The sequence below is a fragment of the Halomonas cibimaris genome (assembly GCF_039537045.1).
Taxonomy (GTDB): Bacteria; Pseudomonadota; Gammaproteobacteria; order Pseudomonadales; family Halomonadaceae; genus Vreelandella; species Vreelandella cibimaris.
The window spans coordinates 1-20,911 of sequence record NZ_BAAAZT010000058.1; the positions used below are offsets into that span (position 1 = coordinate 1).

At 63.9% G+C, this 20,911-nt stretch carries 10 protein-coding genes; 4 read left to right on the forward strand and 6 right to left on the reverse strand.

The window, feature by feature from the left end; translation table 11 throughout:
- Positions 1–436: 436 nt before the first annotated feature.
- From ABD654_RS06190 to ABD654_RS06205, 4 genes are all read left to right on the forward strand, one after another.
- On the forward strand, positions 437–1,492 hold the full coding sequence (locus ABD654_RS06190) for a cytochrome-c peroxidase (RefSeq protein WP_344703328.1): 1,056 nt from the start codon (positions 437–439) through the stop codon (positions 1,490–1,492).
- Positions 1,493–1,601: 109 nt separating this feature from the next.
- Positions 1,602–2,393: an MgtC/SapB family protein gene (locus ABD654_RS06195; protein WP_344703330.1), complete on the forward strand. Its 792-nt coding sequence runs from the start codon at positions 1,602–1,604 to the stop codon at positions 2,391–2,393.
- 56 nt (positions 2,394–2,449) lie between these two features.
- Positions 2,450–3,031: a cysteine hydrolase family protein gene (locus ABD654_RS06200; protein ID WP_344703332.1), complete on the forward strand. Its 582-nt coding sequence runs from the start codon at positions 2,450–2,452 to the stop codon at positions 3,029–3,031.
- 14 nt (positions 3,032–3,045) lie between these two features.
- Entirely contained in the window at positions 3,046–3,729 is a 684-nt protein-coding gene (locus ABD654_RS06205) for a DUF3047 domain-containing protein (RefSeq protein WP_344703334.1), read from the forward strand.
- Between the two features lie 214 nt (positions 3,730–3,943).
- On the opposite strand, the gene ABD654_RS06210 is transcribed toward ABD654_RS06205, so the two are convergent.
- The 6 genes from ABD654_RS06210 to ABD654_RS06235 form a co-directional block, all read right to left on the reverse strand.
- Positions 3,944–5,311, reverse strand: coding sequence for a YjiH family protein (locus ABD654_RS06210; protein WP_344703336.1), 1,368 nt, complete (start codon positions 5,309–5,311; stop codon positions 3,944–3,946).
- Between the two features lie 212 nt (positions 5,312–5,523).
- Entirely contained in the window at positions 5,524–9,696 is a 4,173-nt protein-coding gene (locus tag ABD654_RS06215; RefSeq protein WP_344703338.1) for a HEAT repeat domain-containing protein, read from the reverse strand.
- Positions 9,696–15,038, reverse strand: a complete 5,343-nt coding sequence (locus ABD654_RS06220; protein WP_344703340.1) for a hypothetical protein — start codon at positions 15,036–15,038, stop codon at positions 9,696–9,698. Before ABD654_RS06220 ends, ABD654_RS06215 begins: the two co-directional genes overlap by 1 nt.
- Before the next feature lie 11 nt (positions 15,039–15,049).
- Positions 15,050–15,952, reverse strand: a complete 903-nt coding sequence (locus tag ABD654_RS06225; RefSeq protein ID WP_344703342.1) for a hypothetical protein — start codon at positions 15,950–15,952, stop codon at positions 15,050–15,052.
- A complete protein-coding gene (locus tag ABD654_RS06230) occupies positions 15,949–18,372 on the reverse strand; it encodes a hypothetical protein (RefSeq protein WP_344703344.1) in 2,424 nt (807 codons plus the stop codon). The genes ABD654_RS06225 and ABD654_RS06230 overlap by 4 nt, the downstream gene beginning before the upstream one ends.
- Positions 18,369–20,795, reverse strand: a complete 2,427-nt coding sequence (locus ABD654_RS06235; protein WP_344703346.1) for a hypothetical protein — start codon at positions 20,793–20,795, stop codon at positions 18,369–18,371. The genes ABD654_RS06230 and ABD654_RS06235 overlap by 4 nt, the downstream gene beginning before the upstream one ends.
- Between the last annotated feature and the right edge of the window lie 116 nt (positions 20,796–20,911).

A 20,911-nucleotide genomic window follows, 5' to 3' on the forward strand; every position in this document is an offset into this window, starting at 1 on the left:
TCTGATGGTCATGTTGCCTGCTGGGTGGGGGAGTCGAATGACGGTACTATGCCTGAAGGAACAGCGGGTTGGCGAGTCTCACCCGACGCCACCTGAATAGTTACTATTCTGCGAGCTTGCCTCTATCCTGCCAAATCTTCCTGTCATCAAACGTCAACAGGCCCTACCTCTTTTGGGTTATCTTCAGAGTTACATGGTCATTAAAGCTGCCCTGGGCATCAACGCGAAAAGCGGCCGCAAAGGCGACCATGTCAGCCGCCACACAGGCCGGCATGACCGTCGCACTATCCGCCACTTTTCACAGCAACCCTTGCGCAGCCGTTACAACAATACGGCCATATTTCAAAGCGGCCATCGCCCCGGTCGTTACCGGGCGAGCCGTCGTATCGCAAAAGACCGTAAAGCACGACCGTGACGTATCAACAGGGGATCCACCATGGTATACCGCACTTTAAGCACGCTGGCCGCCGCTGGTTTGCTGGCCGTCGCCGCCGGCGCCAGCGCTAACGAGCTGCAGCAGCGCGCCGCACAGCAGTTCAATCCCATTCCCCAGTATCCGCCGGTGATCGACGGCAACGAAATGACCGAAGCCAAGGTCACGCTGGGCAAGATGCTGTTTTTCGAGCCGCGCCTGTCGTCAAGCCATCTCATCAGCTGCAACACCTGCCACAACGTCGGTATGGGCGGCCACGACTACCTGCCCACCTCCATCGGGCACGGCTGGCAAAAAGGCCCGCGCAACTCGCCTACGGTCTATAACGCCGTGTTCAACGTCGCCCAGTTCTGGGACGGCCGCGCCGCCGATCTGGCCGAACAGGCCAAAGGCCCGGTGCAGGCCGGCGTGGAAATGAGCAGCACGCCCCAGCGGGTGGAAGACACGCTGCGCAGCATGCCGGAATACGTCAAGCGTTTCCGCCAGGCCTTCCCGGGCGAGGATGATCCGGTCAGCTTTGATAACATGGCAACGGCCATCGAGGCATACGAGGCCACGCTGATCACCCCGGATGCGCCCTTCGACCAGTTTTTGCGCGGCGATACCGATGCGCTCAACGAACAAGAGCAGCGCGGACTTTCCCTGTTCATGAACAAAGGCTGCGTCGCCTGCCACAGCGGCACCAACCTGGGCGGGCAGAACTACTACCCGTTCGGCCTGGTTACACGCCCCGGCGGCGAGATTTTGCCCAGCGGCGACAAGGGGCGCTTTGCGGTCACCGAAACCGCTTCGGACGAATACGTCTTCCGCGCCGCGCCGCTGCGTAACATCGCGCTGACGGCTCCCTACTTCCACTCCGGCGCCGTCTGGCGTCTGGAAGACGCCGTCGCCGTGATGGGCACCGCCCAGCTGGGCACAGAGCTTGAAGAGGACGAAGTCACCGACATCACCTCCTTTTTGCATACGCTGACCGGGGAAATGCCCAGCATCACCTACCCTGAACTGCCGCCCAGCACCGACGACACGCCGCGTCCGAATCCGATGACGCCCTCGCCGTAACCGGGCTTTTTTCACGTTTTTCTCGGGCAGCCATCAAGGCTGCCCGTTTTGTCTGGGCCTGGCGGCACGGCTGACACAGCGCTTTGGCCGACGCAGCACTTGAGCCGACATGGCACTTTGGCTGACACAGCACTATGCTGGACGCTTTGCAGGAAAGCCCGTTACCTTCTGGGTAACGCTGTTGCACGCGCTTCAGGAGCCGGCCATGTCCGACGACACCACAACGCTACTGATTCACCTTGGCGCCGCCTGGCTGGCGGGCAGCCTGATCGGCCTTGAGCGCAGTTTTCACGGGCGCCCGGCCGGATTTCGCACCCATGCGCTGGTCTGCGCCGCCTCGGCGCTGCTGATGCTGCTTTCCATCCATCAGGGCCAGTGGCTGGATCCTGACCTGCCGATGTCGTCAATCCGTGCAGATCCCACGCGTATGGCACAGGGCATCATGACCGGCATTGGCTTTCTGGGTGCCGGGGTCATCTTCAAGGAAGGGCTGACGGTGCACGGGCTGACCACCGCCGCCTCGATCTGGATGACCTCGGCGTTGGGTATTCTCTACGGCGTGGGCTTTATGCTGCCGGCGGTGATTGCCACCGTCACCACGCTTTTAACGCTGTCGCTTTTTCGCTGGGTGGAGTCGCTTATTCCAGGCGAGCTGTTCGCCGATCACGAGCTTTGCTACCCCATCGACAACGTCGAGCCGGAAGACAAGGTCCGCGAGCTGATTACCCGCTACGGCTGCAAGGTCAACACCATGAGCTATCGGCTCAGCGAAAACGGCCGGCTGTTTCACTATCATATGGTATTGCAAACCCACGATCGCCAAAACATTGCCCGGCTGGCCGCGCATCTGCGTCAATCGCAGAACATTTTAGAGTATCGCCTGGCCCCGGCCGGTAGCTGAAACCACCGGCAAACGGCGGGCACGCTGACACAAGACCACGCAGGAGATCTGCCACGATGCGCCATCAGGCACTGCTCAACATTGACTACACCCGCGACTTCGTCGCCGACGACGGCAAGCTTTCCTGCGGCGCGCCGGGCCAGGCGCTGGAAGACGCCATCGTCCATATCACCGACGCCTTCATTGAAGCCGGTGACGAGGTGTTCTTCGCCATCGACGCCCACACAGAAAACGACCCGTATCATCCGGAAGCCAAGCTCTTTCCGCCCCATAACATCATCGGCACGCCCGGGCGGGCGCTCTACGGCAAACTGGCCGAGGTGTACGCCCGGCATCGCGACAAGGCCTACGTTCACTATTTCGACAAGACCCGCTACAGCGCCTTTGTCGGCACCCCGCTTGAGACCAAGCTGCGCGAGCGCGGCATCACCGAGCTGCACCTGGTCGGCGTATGCACCGATATCTGTATCCTCCACACCGCGATTGATGCCTACAACAAAGGCTTTGACATCGTGATCCACGAAAAAGGCGTGGCCAGCTTCAACCCGTCCGGCCATGCGTTTGCCCTGGAACACGTCGCCAACGTGCTGGGCGGAAAAGTGATTCGCGACACGCCCGAGCCGCTACTTCAGGCTTAACCGAGCATATGCTCATGCAACCCTCCGCGTCCGTATGCCGTTTCACCCTGCTGGCCGGCATCGCGCTGGCCGGCGCCGCGCTGGCTCAAACCGCACTGGCCGCCGATGCGCTGACGTTTTCACCCGACGACATTGTGTCCTGGCCCACGCGCTCGTTTGAGGGTGAAACCGCATATCAAGTAGTGGAAGAAAACGGCACGCCGCTGCTTCAGGCCCGGGCCCGCCAACAAGCCTCGGCCAAGTATCTCAAGCGCGAGATTGACCTTGGCAAAACGCCCTACCTGCACTGGTGCTGGCGGGTATCCGGCGTTTATCCGGGCCTTGACGAAACGCAAAAATCCGGCGACGACTACCCCGCTCGCGTCTACGTGGCGCGCAAGACCGGGCTTTTGCCCTGGCAGGTGGAATCGGTGAACTACGTCTGGGCCTCCACCCAGCCTGCCGGGGCCAGCTGGGTTAACGCCTTTACCTCCCGCGCGCAGCTTTTGGCCCTGCAAAGCGGCAGTGCCCGAGCGGGCCAGTGGGTGGCTGAAGTGCGCAACGTACGCGACGACTACGAGCGCCTTTTCGCCAGCCGCCCGGCAAGCATTGACGGCCTGGCGCTGATGACCGACGGCGACAACGCCGGCGGCGACGCCACTGCCTGGTTTACCCGGCTGGGCCTGTCCGCCAACCCCGAGCCGCCGGCGTGTCCCTGAAGCGCAACAATCGACATACTTCACAGTATGCCGCCGCTCTCCCGTTGACGGAAAAGCCGCCGCAGCAGGGTAAACGGTAAAATGATGCGGCCGTATTGAGACGCCACGGTAACCATGAACCAAATTCACGCACGCGCTTTCACCGCTCCAACGCAACAAACCCGCGCAGGGCGGGTTTGTCGGCAGGTTTGAAGGCTCAGGCAGCGCTCAGCGGCTAAAACACCGCGTGCGCCACCAGCGCGATGACCGGCAGGGTCACCAGGGTGCGCAGCAGAAAAATCACGAAAAGCTCGGCTACGTTGACCGGCACCTTGCTGCCCAGCAGCAAAGCGCCCACTTCCGACATGTAGATCAGCTGGGTGACGGAGAGGGCGGCAATAACGAACCGCGTCATCTCGCTTTCGATGGAGCTTGCCAGAATGGCCGGGATGAACATGTCGGCAAAACCCACCACCATGGTTTGCGAGGCGGCGGCGGCTTCGGGGATGCGCAGCCATTCCAAAAGCGGCACAAACGGCAGGCCCAGCCAGCCAAACAGCGGCGTGGTTTCGGCGATGATCAGCGCGGTGGTGCCAAACGCCATGACCACGGGCAGCACGCCCAGCACCATATCCAGGGCATTGTGAATGCCGGTGCGCACCACCAGCCCCAGGCTGTCGATCCTGTTGGCGCGGGCAAGGGCCAGCGCATAGCCGTGGCTGAGCCGCGAATGGCCCTGCGGCGTGGCTTCGCTGGCGGGCAGGCGAGGTTCGCCGTTGATGAACACGTCCTTTTTCAAGCTGAGCGGCGGCAAGCGCGGCACGACAATGGCCGCGGCAACACCGGCCAGACACACGGCAAAATAAAACGGCAAAAACAGATGCTCCAGCCTTACCTGCGCCAGCACCACCAGGCTAAAGGTAATCGATACCGCCGAGAACGTAGTGCCGATCACCGCCGCTTCGCGCTGGGTGTAGTGGCGGGTTTCGTACTGCTTGCTGGTGAGCAAAATGCCCACGCTGCCGTCGCCAAGCCAGGAGGCCATGCAGTCCACAGCAGAACGCCCGGGCAGGCGAAACACCGGGCGCATGATGCCGGTAAGCAAAGTGCCGATAAACTCCAGCAGGCCAAAATCCAGCAGCAGCGGCAGCAGCAGGCCGGCGAACACAAACACGGCAAACAGCACGGGCAATAAATCGTTGAGCACCAGCCCGCCGGTATCGCCGCCGTATAAAATCTCAGGGCCGACCTGCGCGTAGACCAGCACAACAAAGGTCGCGCCCACCAGCCGGCTGACCAGCCACACCGGGCTTACGTTGAACAGAGTATTCAAAAACGGATGGGCAAGCACCGGCTTTGGCCTGAACAGCGTAACCAGCAGCGACAGCACCGCTGAGGCCACGATCAATACCGTAACAATACTCGGCAGCGCGCCGGCCAGCACCGCCTGCAGGCTTTTGGCCAGCACCGCGATCATGATGGTGAGATCGCCGTGATAGCTGACCGGCGTCATGAACAAAAAAATGCCCAGCAGCGAAGGCAGTATAAACATCAGCACATTGCGCATGCCGGGCTTCGGCGGCTCGGCCGGTCGTTCTTTCATGACAACTCCTTTACGTCCTCAAGGCAGGCCCGGTGTCTTCTGGCCGGGCACATCAAGCGGGCGGATTGCTTTCGCGCCGTCGCAGCGGCGCCCCGGGCCGCGAGCGTTCGCCGCCGAAAAACGCGCATCTTACGTCAAAAACCGCATGCCAGAAAGGGAAACGACGCCTGCCCGTTGCACGCCGCAGCGGCTCGACGCGATTAGAAAAGCCCTCAGCGCCGGAGCAGCCAGCCGCCCTTTTGTCGCCGGGTCAGGTATTGCAGCTCATCGGCGGCGCGGGCCGTACTGATACGCTGACAGACCATATCGCGGTAGATGCGATCGGCCCTGCGCCGGCGGCGCACGGCATCCCCCACATCGAGAAACTTTTCCACCCCGCTTACAAGGGTCAGCCAGAAACCGCCAGGAGACTCACCGGGCGCAAGCCCTTCTTGTTTGGCGCCGCTGTACGCCTCAAGCTTGGCTGCAATCAGTTTGAGCTCGGCCTGAAAGCTCTCGCTTTGCGCCACCGGCAGCGCTCGTGCACGGGCCAGCACGTCGTGCATATATTCAGCGGAAAGCAGGCCATACTCCTGGAAGCTGGCCAGAAACTGCAGGCCGCGAGTCGCCTCGGCGCGGTTGCCGTTCAGCGTCATCTCGCCGGCGGTGTACACCTTGTCCCAGGCCTGCCAGCGGTACACCCAGTCAAGCCCCGGGCCTTTGATGTTTTGCATGCCAAGTATGCGGTTGGTGTAGCCCGGCGGGGTCTGATCGCACACCAGATTGATCAGCTGTTCGCCGGACACAAAAGGCGAGCGCACCGTTTCGATGCGCGCGCGAAACCAGTGCCAGAGCATGTCGCATGCCTGCGCATTGCGCGCAGCGCACGGTGTCGGGTCGCCGGTGAGCTGCTCATCGAACGCGCGAAACGCCTGCCACTCGCGGTAATACCTCTGATGCTGGGCAATAACGGCGTCAAAATGGCGGAAAAGCGGTGTGTTCTGCTCGGCGCTGTCCGGCGGCAAAAGCGTGGCAAGATACGCGCCGGGATCGGCCAGGTTTTGCGCCAGCAGCGGGCGGTCAAAAGGGATACCCAAGCCTTCCAGCATGGCCGCCAGCCGTCCGAGCACGGCCTTTTCTGTGACACAGACGCGCATCTGGCGGGCCAGGCGGTGCCACTCCACGGAAGGGTCGGGACGGTCCTGAGCGCGTGGCCAGAGCGTGATGTCTTCGCGCCTTGCCGCCCAGGACGCTTCGATATCGCCCATCAGGCCTTCAAGGTTGGTGCCAATAAGAAAATGGCGATCGGCGCTGATGTCATTGACCAGAATATCGGCAAATACCCGCGAACGCGCCACCCGATCAGCGCGGTTGTTGATCACCGTCGAAACCCAGATACCGGGGTCAGCTTCCGGGTTTTGCCGATCAAAGCCCAGTCGGTTCCAGTTGTCCAGCGCCCCCAGGCGCTCGTTGGCCGACATGCCGTTGGTAAACTGCAGGGTCCGCTCGCGAACGCGGGCCTGCGGATACACCTTGAGCACGCCAAGATCAGGTACGACATGATCGGCCATGGCCTTGAGCGCAAAAAGATGCGAAATACGAAATTCATCGGCCATGCGCAGCACCAGCGCGATGTTGGCCGGATGCTCCGCGTAGGAAAAGCGCGACAGCGTATCGCCGGGCAGCAATTCGGCCTCGATCCAGTCTATATGATGGCACTCGGTACCGAGTTTCTGCGATACCTGCTGCAAGATGGGCAGCATCTCCGCTTCGCTGGTAATCAGCGTTGCGTTTTTGGGGATAAATTCGGTCATGACAAGCGGGATATTCACCCCCGCCGGCCCTTGTATATCCTCGTGATCGGGGTAGGTGTTGGTAATGGTGGCGATATCGTCGCGCATCCACTGCTTTTGCAGTATGCGCACGTAGGAAGGGTTGAGCCCCATGCACTCCCAGAGAAACACGTCCGCGCCGAGCTTTTGCGACAGCTTCACCAGATCCGCCTGCTCCCAGATTGTCGCTTTATCGTAGGGGCGGAACAAAAACATCTCCTGAAGCTCGCGATGGCTATAGCCGTGCAGAAACATCGCCTCGCAGCCGGTGGTTTTGGAGATGACGTGGAAACCGAGGCCGTTGAACAGCGCAGCCTTGAGCCGCTCGGTGCCCGATTTGCCCCGCGTGCCCCAGCCGCCGATAACCAGCGGCAGCTTGTCGCGCGCACGGCGGGTGCTCAGGTTGATGTAAATGTGCCGTCCGACGAACAGCGCCAGCATCCCTCCCAGAAAGAAGCTCAACTGACGCAGGGTGTTTTGATAGACGGATACAAAATAGCCGGTGTACTCCTGCCACCACCCCATCAGCAGCGGCGGAAAAGCCAGCGCGGGGAAAAAACGGCGCACCGCTGGATCTTCGGGCAGCGGGCGGGCCTTCGGATCGGTATGGGTACGAAAGCGCACCGTGAACCCAAGGCCCTGCAGGGCCGTCATATAGCCGTTCGCCGCCCTTCCGCTGTCGGCCTGCCAGTTGCGCAGCCGTGCGTAATGGGCAAAACGAAAGGTAAGCGTCAGCCGCGCGCGCAGCCGCGCAACCAGCCCGCCGGGCGGGGTAAGTTCGGTCACCCCCTCGCTTGTATAAATGTTCATCGGCCGGGTCGGCCAAGACTGATCAAGGCTTGAAATCACCTGGTCCACCAGCGGCAGATAAGGCCGCCACCCGCCCTCGTCGCTGATGTGCAGCGGCTCGCCCGGCACCCGCGTCGGGCTTAGCTCCGACAGCCGCGCTGAAGGGGCCTGCAAGAGGCCGTAATAGACGCGCCCGATCGTGTGGTGGCCCGCCTGGCGCTTGTCCGGGACGGCATGGAGAAGCTCATGCCAAACCCGCCAGAAGCGAAAACGAAAGCGCTCCCAGCGGCGAAACTCAACCCTGCCCGAACAGCGGTCGGCATCCAGCCCGAAATCCTTCTGAGCCAGGGCGCCAAGCACTCGGCCCACCCGGTCATCGCTCACCGCACCGGGCACGGCCACACGCCGGCGCTTGCGCAGCGGCGCGCCGGCAATCCGGGGGCGGAGCTGCTCGTAGAGCGCGCGCGCCTCGGGGTCCATCATGCACCACAGGTTTTCCCGCGCCTGCGCTGCCCAGCGGCGCACGCGCAGGTCGTCTGCCTGCGTATGCAGCGCTGTAAGGAGCGCAAAGCCGGTGTCTGACCAGTGCGCAAACGGCGCTTCTTCGCCCTTGCTGAGCAGCACCGCCGCGATGGCCGGTATGACGTGGCAATAAAAACGCAGCGTTATCGGCTGACGTTCCTGGCGGGCCCCGCGCTGGACCAGCGCAAGGCAGCGGCCCGCCTGGGCGGCATCGTTTTCCACCAGCCGAATCAGACCGTGAACGGCATAGCCGCGAACCTCCCGGGCGCTGTCGTCAAGGGCCAGCCCCGCCAAGTGCTGCATAAGCGAGGCCGGGCGCTGCTCGATCAGCAGATCCACCAGCGCCTGGCGCACCGTCGGGCTTGGGTCCTGAAAAGCGGTCTTCAGCAGCGACTCGAATCTCGGATCCTCGCGATGCTCCCCCAGCACCTGCAGCGTATGCTGGCGCACAAAAAAATCGTCGCTTCCGGCAGCGCCGGCCAGGCGGCGTTCGATGATGTCCAGCACGGCGGGATAGCCCAGCACACTCAGCAGCGAGAGCGCCTCGGTCTGCAGCCACACCGGCTGCTGCGGGTCCATGGCCAGACGATAGCTGTAGGTCAGCGTGCTATCGCTTAGATAACGCCCGCCTTCGCCCGGCGGCAGCGAACGCGCCGCCCGGGCCAGACCGTGAAAAGCGGCGAGGCGCACGCGCAGATCCCCCTCATAGGCCAGCAGCTCACCGATACACGCTTCAAGGTTGAGCTTTCGCCAGCGCCGGATGCTTTCTTTCGGCGCTGTGCTCTGCGTGCGGATATAGCGTGCGCTCAAAACACCCAGACGCTCCAGGCTAAAGCTCAGATGCCGTTCACAGTCGGCAAACTTTTTGTGATAGCGCTCGCTGACCGCATCCATGTCAAACCATCGCCTGAAAGCGCGCTGATCTCCGCGCAGCTGGCGCCGGCTTGCGCCCAGCGTGCGCGCATAGTCAAGCACATGCCCGCGTATTTCGTCCTTCGACCCGGCGCTTGCCAGGCGCGTTGTAAACTCGCGATGGTTCGCATGAAGGCGGGCGAGGTCACGGCGCTGCACCTCGATCCAGTCCAGCAGCGCATCCAGCAGCACCCGATGGCGAACGTCGGGCTCCTCTTTGGGCATGCGGCGCTCGCTTCGAGCCACAAAGGACAAAATGGCCTGAATCTGGCGCCGATTCATCCGCTGCCAGGGCGCCTGCAGCTCCTCGGTCAGCACGTCTTTGAGTTCCCACTTGGCGTTTGGCTTCATCACATTTTGCCCGGCGGCACCTCGTCTTGTTGAACCGCAGCGCCCGTTTTTGGCGCCTTTTGAAACGCAGGCACTGCGTCGCGTGTACCCGTGGCACGCTCAGACGGGGCGCGCTCGGATCGGTACTGCGGTATCAGGCGATTAACGTCCACACGCTCACGCTGCAACGCGCGGCGCAAGGGCAAAAACGCAAGCTCATCCGGGCGTCTGGCCGGGCTTAAGCGTCCCTCGTTGGCTTCAAATTCGATTCCCAGCTGAAACCCGAATGCGCCGCGCTCCACGTCGTAAACGCCCTCCGCGCGCAGCGTCAGCGCATTGGCTCCCCGGTTAAAGCTCAGCAAGCGGGTGCCCACAAAAAGCCGCTGCCGGTCAGCGCTGGCATCGCGATCCGCGTCGTTGAAATAGTGCCGCCAGCGCACCCCGGCCTCGCCGGATACGCCGCCAAACAGCTGCCGCGCACCGGCACTGATCTCTGCGTAATCCGGATCAAAAGGATTCAGCGACGCATTGCTGACAAGCGTCCCCTCCAGATAGGCCCGCTGATCTTCACGGGGCGACCAGGTGAGGCGGTCGGACAGCTTCAAGCGGCGCATGTGATCGCGTTTATACGGAGAAAACACATCAATATCGATGTCCGCCAACGCGTCTTCCGGCACCGCATCCAGGCTTAGCCAGCGCTGATGCAGGGCGATACCGGCTTTATGGCGAAGCGTGGGCGAGAGGCGAAAGAGGCGCTCGGCGCTGCCCTGAAGCCGTGCCGACCAGGGATAATCGCCGGTGCCTGGATCATTCCGGCCGGGCTGAAGGTAGGCTTCGCCGAAAAAACCCAGCTGCCAGCGGCTATCTTCGGGATAAAAGTCCACCCACTGCTTTGCGCCCAGCGTTTCCCCGCCCCCCTCGCGCCGGCGCAGGAGCAGATCGCTGCGGCTGAACAGCCGCCGTTCGGGCTGGCGAAATCGATAGCGAATCCCTGTTTCAACGGCACGGCTCGCCTGCGCCGGCGTTACGTCGCCTTCGGGGGTGCCAATGCGCTCGGCCATGCTCACATAGCCTCCAAAGCTGTTGAGGCCGGCACCGGGCGAAGCGTGATCCTGTAGCTGCCACGTTACCGGCGGGGCCGGCCGCGGCGGCGGCGCCGGTCCCTTCGCCGGGGCTGCAAGACGGGCTTGCAGTACGCTGGGTTCAAGCGGCCCCGGCGCCGGCGCTTGTCGCAAGACAGACAGGCGATAGTAGCGATCGCTGTGCTTTTCTGCGCGGAAAGACAAAGACTGCCAGCCGGGTGCCACAAAACGATAGGACGTCGCACGGCCGTGCGATGACCACTCGTCCACCCGCACCCAGGCCGGCCCTTGAACGTAGAAGCTTGCCGGCCGGCCCGGCGCTGCGATGTGGTAGCGGCGCGTTTGTTCGTCCAGCAGCGGTGCCCGGCGCTCACCTTGAGTGAGTTTTGCCGTGACGAACTGCTGCTGGCGCGGGGTATCAAGCCATAGCCGCAAGGCGTGCTGTCCGGCGTCCACGTGAATGCGCTGGACGCGCTCGCCTGACGCTAAACGCACCCGCCGCGGTGTGCGGTCGTCCAGCTGCATGAGCACCGCGGCGGGCGCCGTGGCCGCATGAGGCAAAACGCGCTGAGCCAGGCGCACTTCAACGGTGGTAGGTTCTGGCGTAAAAAACGCCGCGCCTTCGATGTCCTTGCCGCTCAACAGCATCGCAGAAGGGGAAAACCCGGGCAACAAGGCTTGACGCACGCGCCTGAACGGCGAATACATCTGCGCCTGCAGCGGCATCCGGCGCACCCCGGCACTTTCGAAACTGCTTGTCATGCGCTCCCAGCGATACCCCTGGAGTCGCCTGTTGACCAGCTGACGAATGGCCGCGACTTCGGCGTGGGCCTCGGCCAGCTGGGCCAGGCGCGCAATCGCCAGGTCCAGCAGGTCAGGGCTGTGCTCAAGGCGCCAGAGCCATGTCACGGCCTGGGCATACGCCTGTGCGGGAGATTCGGGAACGTCAGCAGTCACCGCCTCATCCACCGGTACGGCGTAGCTGCCCGGCGGCCAACGTGTCGGCCCCGCCGCCGGCCCGGCGGCCTTGGCCGGGTCCGGAAAAACAAGCGATGCAAGCATGCCCTTGAGATCAGCCGCCTCAGAATCGGCAAGCCCGCGCGTATAGCGTTGAGCCGGGGGCATAATCGGCAACGGCGCGATGTCGCCGCCTTGAACCTGAAAATAGCCGGGCTCTGTGGCGGCCACAAAGCGGGCCTGTTCCGCAGGGGCGCGCAGCAGGTGCTTAAGGGCCAGAGGCGTCACCGGCGGCAGCACAGCCCAGGGGTGGGTGGGCCGCCACTGCCAAAGCCGAGTCAGATACGCATGCGCTTGCGGTCGCAGGCGAACGCGGTGCAGGCCGGGGGGCACGTTGATCAGCGTGTCCTCGCCGATCGCGATTTCGGTGTTGCGGTTGATCGGCGCAAGATAGGCATTTTTCGCCTGCGCCAGCAGCGGCTTTTTACGCGCTGTCGTTTTTCCCGCGGCATCAACAAGCTCCACGGAAAGCCAGTCGATCTCTCCGGCCTCGCGGCTTTTCGGCGCCACCCGGCGCAGCTGAGCGCGCAGCACTGTCGGCCCGACAACCTCCAGCTCCAAGGGCGCCTCGGCACTGGCGTGCGGCAGGGCCAGGGGCTTGCGCGTCACCTCGCTGAAAAGCGTCGAGAAGCCTTGGCTGCGCTCAAGGCGCTGATTCAGCGACGCCCAGGCAAAGCTCTGCTCGGCAGACAGCGACCACTCCAGCCAGCGCGCAACGCCGGCAAGACGGCAGGTTGGCTGCGCGCTGCCCAGCGCCCGGGCAATCGCCCGGGCCTTGCGCATGCGTGCCATGCGTTTTCGGCCTGCAGCGCCGGCCCTGCGCCAGTGCGCCATGGCCTTGGCGGCATCGCCGCGCCGCGCGGCACGGTTACCCCGGCGCAGCGCCTGACGAGAGACGGTTCGCTCGGCGCGGTCGGCGGTATGTATCCAGCCGGCCGCCTCGGCGGCTTCCGGCAGCCAGGCCGGGGCCTTCCCTTCCCGGGCGATCAGCACACCCAGCTGGCTGGCCCACAGGGAATTTCCCGCGCGATGCAGCGCCTGCCCCAAAGGGGCCAGCAGCGCGCTGTCGCCTTCGCGCAGAAAACGCGCCGCCAGCAGCGCCACCTGACGGGCCCACGCCTGGGAGCCGGCGTATTCTGCCAGCAAGTCCTCGGTTGCCTGGCGCTTTGCCGGGGCACTTGGCGCAAAGACCGCCGTGGCCGTGCGCTGCTGCCCGGCCAGGTAGTGCTCGCCGAGTTTTTCAAGCGCGCGTTGCGATAGCCGATAGGCCTGGGGGTGCTGGCCGTAGCCGGCTCGACCGAGCGCTTCGATGACACCGGTCCAGTTTTCACGCGCGGCCTGTCGTTGCGCCTGCGACAAGCGCGCATCCAGACGGGCAGCCGCCGGCAGGGCCTCGGCGCGGGCACCGTCCAGATAAGCCGCCTGTGCGGCATGCAGATAGCGCAGCATGGGATACCACTGGTTTTCCAACGCGCGCGCCGGTGTCGGCGCAAAAGGCAGCGGGGCGCTATCCGGTTTGGGTACAGCCAGCAGTGCCTGATGCAAGCGCTCGACAAGCGAGCGGGAAGGCCGCTTTTCCACGAGCGTGCGATAGGCATGCTCACCGACTGCAAAAGGCTGGCCGGCGCGATACTGAAGCGCAACGGGCAGCGCGGTATCACTCCAGACACGCACCTTGTCAATACGCGCCGGCAAGGGCAGCGTCACGCTGGCGGTCGGCCAGTAGTGGCCGGGGGTGCGCTCAGCGGTAAAGCGGCCTCCCAGCGTCGGAGGCATATTCAGCGCGCCCTTGCACTGTGACAGCGCAGCGTCTTCCGGCCCGGGCCGAGCAACCGGCCACGCCGGCGCTGTCAGGCTGAGCCGCTGGGCCGGCTCATCGTCGAACTGGACCCATAGCGTTGCTGTTTGCGGCATCCAGGGGGGCATCAGGCGCGCCACGGCAAGGCGCAGACGCGAAGGGCCGGCGCGCGCAGGCACAGGATAGACACGCGGCGCGGTATCCAGCGTGGTGAAAAGGCCGTGCCCTAGCCGCTCAAGCACGCCTTCTCTGAGGTAGTAGCGCGCCTCGCTTGCGATATCCAGCGGGCTGGTGGTGGCAAACCATGCGGTGTGCATGGTGCGCGATGCCTTCTGCGCGTGCGCATCGGGATAGAGGTTGCGAAAAAAACGCTGGCGGCGCTCGATATTTCGGGACAGGGCCTGCCCCGGCCCTTCGGGCCTGGCGCCGGGAAAAGCGTTTGCCCCCTGCTCAAGGCGCGGGCGCTGAAGAAACCCCAGGGCAGTGCCGGCCGCGCCCTCAATATGGTTCGATCGTCGCAGGGCGTCCACTGCCGCAAGCGGCTCGCCGTGAGCCGTCAGAGGAGACTGCACAAGCCCGCGGGCCAGCGCAGCGGCCGTCGGCCCGGGCACGTTGGCATCAAGCGCATAGCGCCCCGTAGCCTGCTCAAGGCGGACCAGCAGCGGCTGCGACGCCTTGAGCTTGAGGCGATGCGCGCCTTCAGAGAGCGCCAGGTAGTATCGGTCCATGCCGCCGTGTAGCCGGACGCTGTCGGCGATCTGGTAACGAGCGCTTACCCCGGCTCGATCCACGCGCAGAGGCTGCCATGGCGCCCCGTCCACTGCCCATTCCAGAACATACTGTTGCAAAACATACTGCGCTTGATCTGTCGGCTGCAGGGGCCGGCTGGCCACGGCCAGCACCGCCAGCCCTTCCACGGGCCACTCAAGCACCTCGCCTGGCACCAGGCGCTGAACAGTACGGCGTTGGCCATCGTCATCGACAAGCGTCTGCGACGCAGCAGAGGAAGACGGCGCAATGTCGTGAAAAGTGCGAGGTGGGTCGGCCGCATCCAGCGCGGCGACAAAAAGCCGGCCGTTCAAGGCCGTTTCGGCCTCCAGGCGGGCAAGCAGCGGCGAGGGGGTATCCTGCACGTGAAGCCATTCGTCGCGCTCGCCGCTGGGCGTCCAGGCCGCTTGCCGCCAAAGCTGGCCATCGCGGGAGAGCCACAGCAAGGGCGGCGGCTGATCGTTTTGTGTCTGCAGGCGCAAATGCCCCTGCGCGTCGAGTGCAAACGTCGCCGTCTCGCCGGCGCTGAGCTTCACCCGGGCGTTTTTCACCTGATCCAGCCGCGCTGCATGCTCCCAGATCAGCCGCGGCGCCTGGCCTGCGCGTTCACGCGCAACAAGCGGATCGGCCCCGTAAGGATACAGCTCGGGCACGCTTTGGCCCGCCACGCTTACAGGCAGTACAAACGCGAAAAACATGATCAGCCGCTTCATGAGTCGAACTTCGCAACGCACTGCAAAAGCGCCGCTCTGGCCGCGGCATCGCGGATCAGGCGCTTGCGCAGCGAGGCATCAAGCTCCAGATGCACAAACCCGTTAAACCCCCGGCGGCGTACATCAGCGGCCAGGGTGTTGGTGGTGGCGCCAAGCTCGCGCACGTCCCGAGGATAGAGCCGCGCCTGGATATCCAGCCGGTCGGCCAAACAGCCGGCCAGGCGCGCCAGCGCCTCGGGCGGGGAACGACTCCCGTCGCTCAGAATGGCCTGTGCGCTACGGCCGGCAGGCGTATCGCGCTTGTCGCGGCTGAAGCCGTGAAGCTGCAGTATGCGCCCATCAGGGTACACATCGGCAAAGGCACGGCTCAGCGCATGCAGATAGCTATCGGCTATGTGCACAAGGTCGGTGTCGTCGCCATGGTAGCGGTGAACGGTATTCCACGCCGCAGCGACGGCCGTGCTCTCCATAAAGAGCCGGCGCGCCAGGGTGCCCGTTCGCCGATCGAAGTACTGATGAGGCGCCTGAATCAGCAGCGGCATGCCCCCTTCAATGCGGGTGGCAAAAAGGCCGCGCCCATCGCGGGCTTGCGGTTTTTCGATGAGTACAACGCTTTGCGGCCTTGAGACCGCCACGGCCTCAAGGCCAAAAACGTCGAACCCCGTGCGCGTCAAGCGGCGCGCCGCCTCAAGCCGGTCCGGCGCTTTCAGCCAGCGCGTAAAGGCGTTTTGCGCCCGCAGGATCGCATCCCCGGCGGGCAAGGCATACGAGGCACTGCGCGCCCGGTCGAGCCGTGCGTCGAGCGTGTCATCAGAAAAGGCCGGCGCCACGCCAACGGGCATTACCAGCAGCGCAGCGCCCAGCAATGCGCCTTGTATCGTGTACGTTCCCTGTTTCATTGTCTCTCCTCGCGAAAACCCTGCGCCCGCTCATGCTCCCCCGGCAGCACTTCGTGGAAAATCAGATAGCCCGGCGCCCCCTGCTGCAGCGAAAACTCAACCGTCACCGGCCCTTCGGGCACATCACCGCCCAGATCCATCAAAAGCGGCTGCGGATAGGCAAGGCGCTCGCGCTGCTGGTCGAGCACGTAGCCGACCCCGGCCTGTTCGGCCGTAGGCGTTACCCGGTAGAGCCGCTCAAGATGCGTCCATTCCTGGGTCACCTGGGCTGTGCGCGCCTCCGGCATAACGCGCACCCGCACCGTGCTTGCATCGCCGGCGCGGCCAAGTGAGTAAAAGCGCGCACCGAAAAGCTGGCTGGCCGTTCGCTTTTCCACCCGATAGCGCAGCGGCGTATCGTCAAGCCGAAAGGCCGTGCGGCGCAGAAAACCCGACCGGTCAGGGTAGCGATAGTTCATCAGCCAGGTGCCTGCGCTGCGGGTGTGCAGCGTGACGGTATGCCGGCCCGGTTCAAGCCGCGGCAGGTCAATTTCGCCGCGCCTGCCGATGCGCTCATGGCGCACCGTGCGGCCGTCGATATCCAAAGCCAGGCGAAACGGATCGGACAGCTCGCGCAGATAGATAAGCTGTGGCTCAAGGCTACGAGCCGCGCCGGGCGCTTCCAGGTCTATTGTCTGGGTGCCAGGCGTCAGGGGCTGAAAGTAGCCGGACAGCCCTTGCGGGCGCAGACGCGACTCGCCGCGCACGGGCATCAGAATGCGCCCGCCGCGTGCCGCCCGCTGAGGCTCAAGGGCTTCCCACTGGTAGCGCCCGGCCAAAAGATCGGGATTTCTCTTCGGCGGGCGTGACTGAACGTGCAGCACCGGGCGAGGCGGCGAGGTTGCCGCACGGCTTTTGGGCGGCTGCAGAAGAAACCAGCTCGGCTGGCCTTTGTCATCGCCTTGCCAGGCGTAGTAGTCAGCCGGCACCCGCGTGCGATGCGGCAGGTCATCCGGGCGGGTGTACGCAGTAACCAGCAGCGATTGCCGGGCGGCCACCTCCAGCGAGGCCGCCTCGGGCGGCAAACGAAGGTAGAAATGCGCCGGGTCGGAAAGATCGGCCACCGGCTGGGTATCAGCCATGCGGTCAATGCTTGAAGGTTTCACAATAGATTCAAGCCGGCCCTGCTGCACCGCGCTGCCTTGGGCATCAAGCAGTCGATATTCGGCCTGAAGCAGCTTTTCTTTCGGCAAGGGCACGCCGTCGGCGTAAGCGCGCAGGTCAAAGCGCAGAGAAGTGCCCACATCGTCGCTTTGCCACAGGGGAAAAGTGACGCTCTGGCCGGCCTCTACTCGCCACGCACGCAGAAAACGCGGTTCGGGCAGAGCGCTTTGCTCTGGCGCATTGACCGGCCGGATATCCAGCATGCCGGGCTGATTCGGCGTCACGACCACAAGCCCGGGCAAGAGATCACGCGTTACGGTAGCCGACTCGCCGTCAAAGCGGTGCCTTTCTTCCCGAGGCGGTTCGAACTGCTCGGTGACATAGCGAAGCGCCAGCTCGCTTTTCTGCGCCTTGTCCTCCAAAGGCTTGAAGTGAATGCGATAGCGCCCTGCTTTTTTGATGGGCACTATGCCCAGCCGATCCGGCCCCGCATAGAGGCCCGGCGGCGGCGGCATCCGCCGCGGATCACGCTCAACCCCGGCATCTTCAATGTTGAACAAGGTGTCCTGGGCAGGATGGACCCCCAGCGGGCCGACGGGCTGCCACTGCCGCTCCAGCAAATTCAGCTGCTCTTGGCGCGTCAGCAGCTCCGGCGGATAAAGGGCGCCTCGGGACAGGCGCTGCTGCTGGGCGCGGCTCAGTCGCTCCCAGGCCACAGACGCCTGGCGCTCACTCATCCGCTCCTCGTAATAGACGCGCACGGCGACGTTTTTCAGCGGCGGCGATAGCGGCGCCAGCCGCAGTCGAACATAGGCCGTGCGCGCCAACCCATCCAGCCGGACGTGAAACGATTGGCCCGCCGCCACGGCAAGCGCTCTATCCGTATAGAGGTTGCGCACAATCGGCACGCCTTCCTTGACCCGCGGCGTCGGCACCCGGGTTTGCTGGGTGTAGTGCCCCTTGTGCAGCGGCGTCATGTCGCTGTCCAGAAGCTGGTACTCCAGGGCATAGCGCAGCAGCACGTCCCGCTCGGCTTCGGGATCAACCCCGGCATGCGTCAAGATACGCAGCCGCGCCGCCTGGCCAATAACGGGAAAGGTCAGCCAGTCCTCCTGGGGAAGAAAATAGACCGTAGAAGGACGGGCCTTCAGATCAAGCTGCTGGGCGACAGCCGGCGTGGGCGGCGGCGGCTGAAACAGCAAACGCAGGGGTTGATAAACAAACGCTGCCGCAACGGCAAACAGCAACACAGCCAGGAGACGACCCAGTATTCTCATGTATCGCCTCTTACGCGCAGTAGAAAGGCCCGGCGGCGGACAAAGCGCTCAAGCTGCGCTTGCAAACGCTCGGGTGTGGACTCGACGACGTGTTTGCCGATGGGGTTGAGGTTGGCAACGGCCATGATCGAGCTGGGCTGGCCGGCCTGTGCCACCAGCAAAAACGCCTGGCGAGACGCAGAATCCAGCACACGCACGAGGTGATGGCCCCGGCGCTGTAGCGCGCTTAACGCCACGATATTGCCGGTTTCCACGTAATGCTCAAGCAGCGTCTCGACGCTTTCCGGCAAGGAGGCCGAGGAAACCCTGTAGCGCTTTAGCTGCTCGCCTAGCGCCGCGTGCAGGGTGTCGATGTGCAAAGCCTGGAATTTCAGCTGCTGCTGTCGATTAGCAAAAGGCAGCTGGAAAGCCTCTCGCGCCGCAGGCGTGATCCAGACGGTCGCGAAATCCGCGCCGTGTGCGACATCCAGATAGCGGGTCTGGGCGTTGCTGCCCACCTCGTAGCCGGCGGTTGCTTCGCCGCCGAGGACGGTTTGGGCGTCAAGCCCCATGGCCTTGAGGGTGTCACGCAGCCGCTCGCGCAGGGGCAGGGGTGGCGCGCCCGGGCGCAGGCCGTCCCTGAAGGCCAGCAGGCTCGGCGTGGAAATGCCGGCTTGATATCCCATGCCGCGTACCTGGGTCACCAGCAAAGGGGTTCCCTGGGCTTCACGCACAAACACCTGATGCACAAGATTGAACAGGCTGCGCTGATTGCGCGGGCTCAGCACGTCCGAGCCGCCCTCCGGGTCAACAAAGGGGTGGCTGCCGGCGATCAACAGCGCCCTGGCGCCAAGAAGCTGGAACAGCTGAGTGCCGGCCTCAAGGGTTTGGCGCTCGTAGCGCGGTCGCGGCACCTGAACAAAGTGGGATGACGCGCCGCCCGGGGCCATTACCACGGTTCCCCAGGGCTGAAATGGCCGCACTCCCGGCGTGTTTTCCAAAATCAGATAGTGCTGATCGCGGGCGCGATCGTGAAACCGAACGATGTGATAGCCAAGCCCTCGGGCCAGATCGTTGAGATAGCGCAGCTCGCTGAGCGCGTCTTCCGACCACTCGCTGATGGAGCCACTCGCTGCCAGCTCAAGAAGCGGACCCAGCACCTCGATATCAAAAAACAGCAGCTCGTCGAGGCGCGGCTGACGAAAATCAAGGCCTGCCGCTGTGCGAATCAGCGCGGTTTTTTCCAACAGGTAGTCGCTTAAAGCCCCGTCGCGGCTGTCGAGACGCAGCGGAGTCCCACGCTGGCCATGGCTGCGGGCCAGCAGCGGGCGCAGCGCATCAGGGTTGAGATAGAGTTCAGCAAAGCCCTCTCGGCTGCGGGCACGCTGCACGTTGGGGATGCCCGGCGACTCCCAGCGCAGCGCCACCTCTCCCAGCAGCCGCTCCAGGTTTTGCAGCCGCAAGTCTTCCGGCAGCTGCTGCTTGACTAACAGCTGGCTTGGCATCCCCGGCGGGCCGGATGTCTCGGGCGCTCGGCTGCCCGGCAGTTCGCGCGCTGTCGTCCGCGTGATCAACTGCACCTGCAGCGCATGGCGGGCCCCGAAGGTCTGATGGAGCTGATGAAAAAAGCTGCCCGGGTTGCGCGTCACATCAATGCGACCGGCGCTATTTTCAAGCGCTTGCACGCTGCTTACGGCAAGGGCCGACGCCTGCTGATCGCGAAACAGCGCAAGTCCCGCTTCAATCAGGCCCCGCTGTTCAATGGCCGCCGGTATCTCCACCACAAGCCGGCTTTCCGGCCGCACGTCGATGATATAGGTGCCCCACCCGCGCGATACGCCGACTTCGCGGACAACCAGATAGCGCTCCTCGATTCGGGAAATCGTATAGTTCAGCCGGCGAAGTCGGCGTCGCGCCTGCTGCAGCTGCGCTGATGCCCCCTCACGCTGATAGCTTTTCAAGGCCAGCAGCGCCGTTTTGAATTCAGCAAGCTGTGTACCGCTTGGCTGCGGCGGGCGCTCCCGGCCGATGACACCGTAGTCCACCACCCGCTGACGCAGCAGCAGATCCCCAAGCGTCGCCTCAGCGGCCGGCTCCACCGCAAGCGCCTCGCCGCCGGCGTTGCTTTCCATGCGCTGCGCCGGAATGAAACTCAAGACAAAGCCCACAAAGCTGGCCGCCACCACAGCGGTCAGCGACGTTTGCAGCGTGGCCCGGGTAACCCGGATACCGATTTCCTTGTCATGGATCTTGAGCGCAAGCAGCGTCGAAATAAGATAGCCAAAAGCAAAAAAGTCACTGCCTTTTGCCCAGGGCGCAAAAAGCTGCAGACCGTAACCCAGTAAAAGCTTGTAAACAAACCCTACGCTGAAGAAAAAGAAAAGCTTGCGCGCCCCGGATACGTTGCTATTGGCAAACCACGGAAGTTTCAGTAAGCCGTGCACCGCCAGCAAAATGAACTGGTCTAATTGGAGCGGACACCCCGGTAAGCCTCATACTGGAGGCATTGGAGGTGTTCATGACCAAGAAGACGCGACGTCGGTACTCTGACGAATTCAAA

Coding starts and splice junctions, on each gene's coding strand:
- ABD654_RS06190 (WP_344703328.1), top strand. CDS start 437: ATGGTATACCGCACTTTAAGCACGCTGGCCGCCGCTGGTTTGCTGGCC.
- ABD654_RS06195 (WP_344703330.1), top strand. CDS start 1,602: ATGGCACTTTGGCTGACACAGCACTATGCTGGACGCTTTGCAGGAAAG.
- ABD654_RS06200 (WP_344703332.1), top strand. CDS start 2,450: ATGCGCCATCAGGCACTGCTCAACATTGACTACACCCGCGACTTCGTC.
- ABD654_RS06205 (WP_344703334.1), top strand. CDS start 3,046: ATGCAACCCTCCGCGTCCGTATGCCGTTTCACCCTGCTGGCCGGCATC.
- ABD654_RS06210 (WP_344703336.1), bottom strand. CDS start 5,311: ATGAAAGAACGACCGGCCGAGCCGCCGAAGCCCGGCATGCGCAATGTG.
- ABD654_RS06215 (WP_344703338.1), bottom strand. CDS start 9,696: ATGAAGCCAAACGCCAAGTGGGAACTCAAAGACGTGCTGACCGAGGAG.
- ABD654_RS06220 (WP_344703340.1), bottom strand. CDS start 15,038: ATGTTTTTCGCGTTTGTACTGCCTGTAAGCGTGGCGGGCCAAAGCGTG.
- ABD654_RS06225 (WP_344703342.1), bottom strand. CDS start 15,952: ATGAAACAGGGAACGTACACGATACAAGGCGCATTGCTGGGCGCTGCG.
- ABD654_RS06230 (WP_344703344.1), bottom strand. CDS start 18,372: ATGAGAATACTGGGTCGTCTCCTGGCTGTGTTGCTGTTTGCCGTTGCG.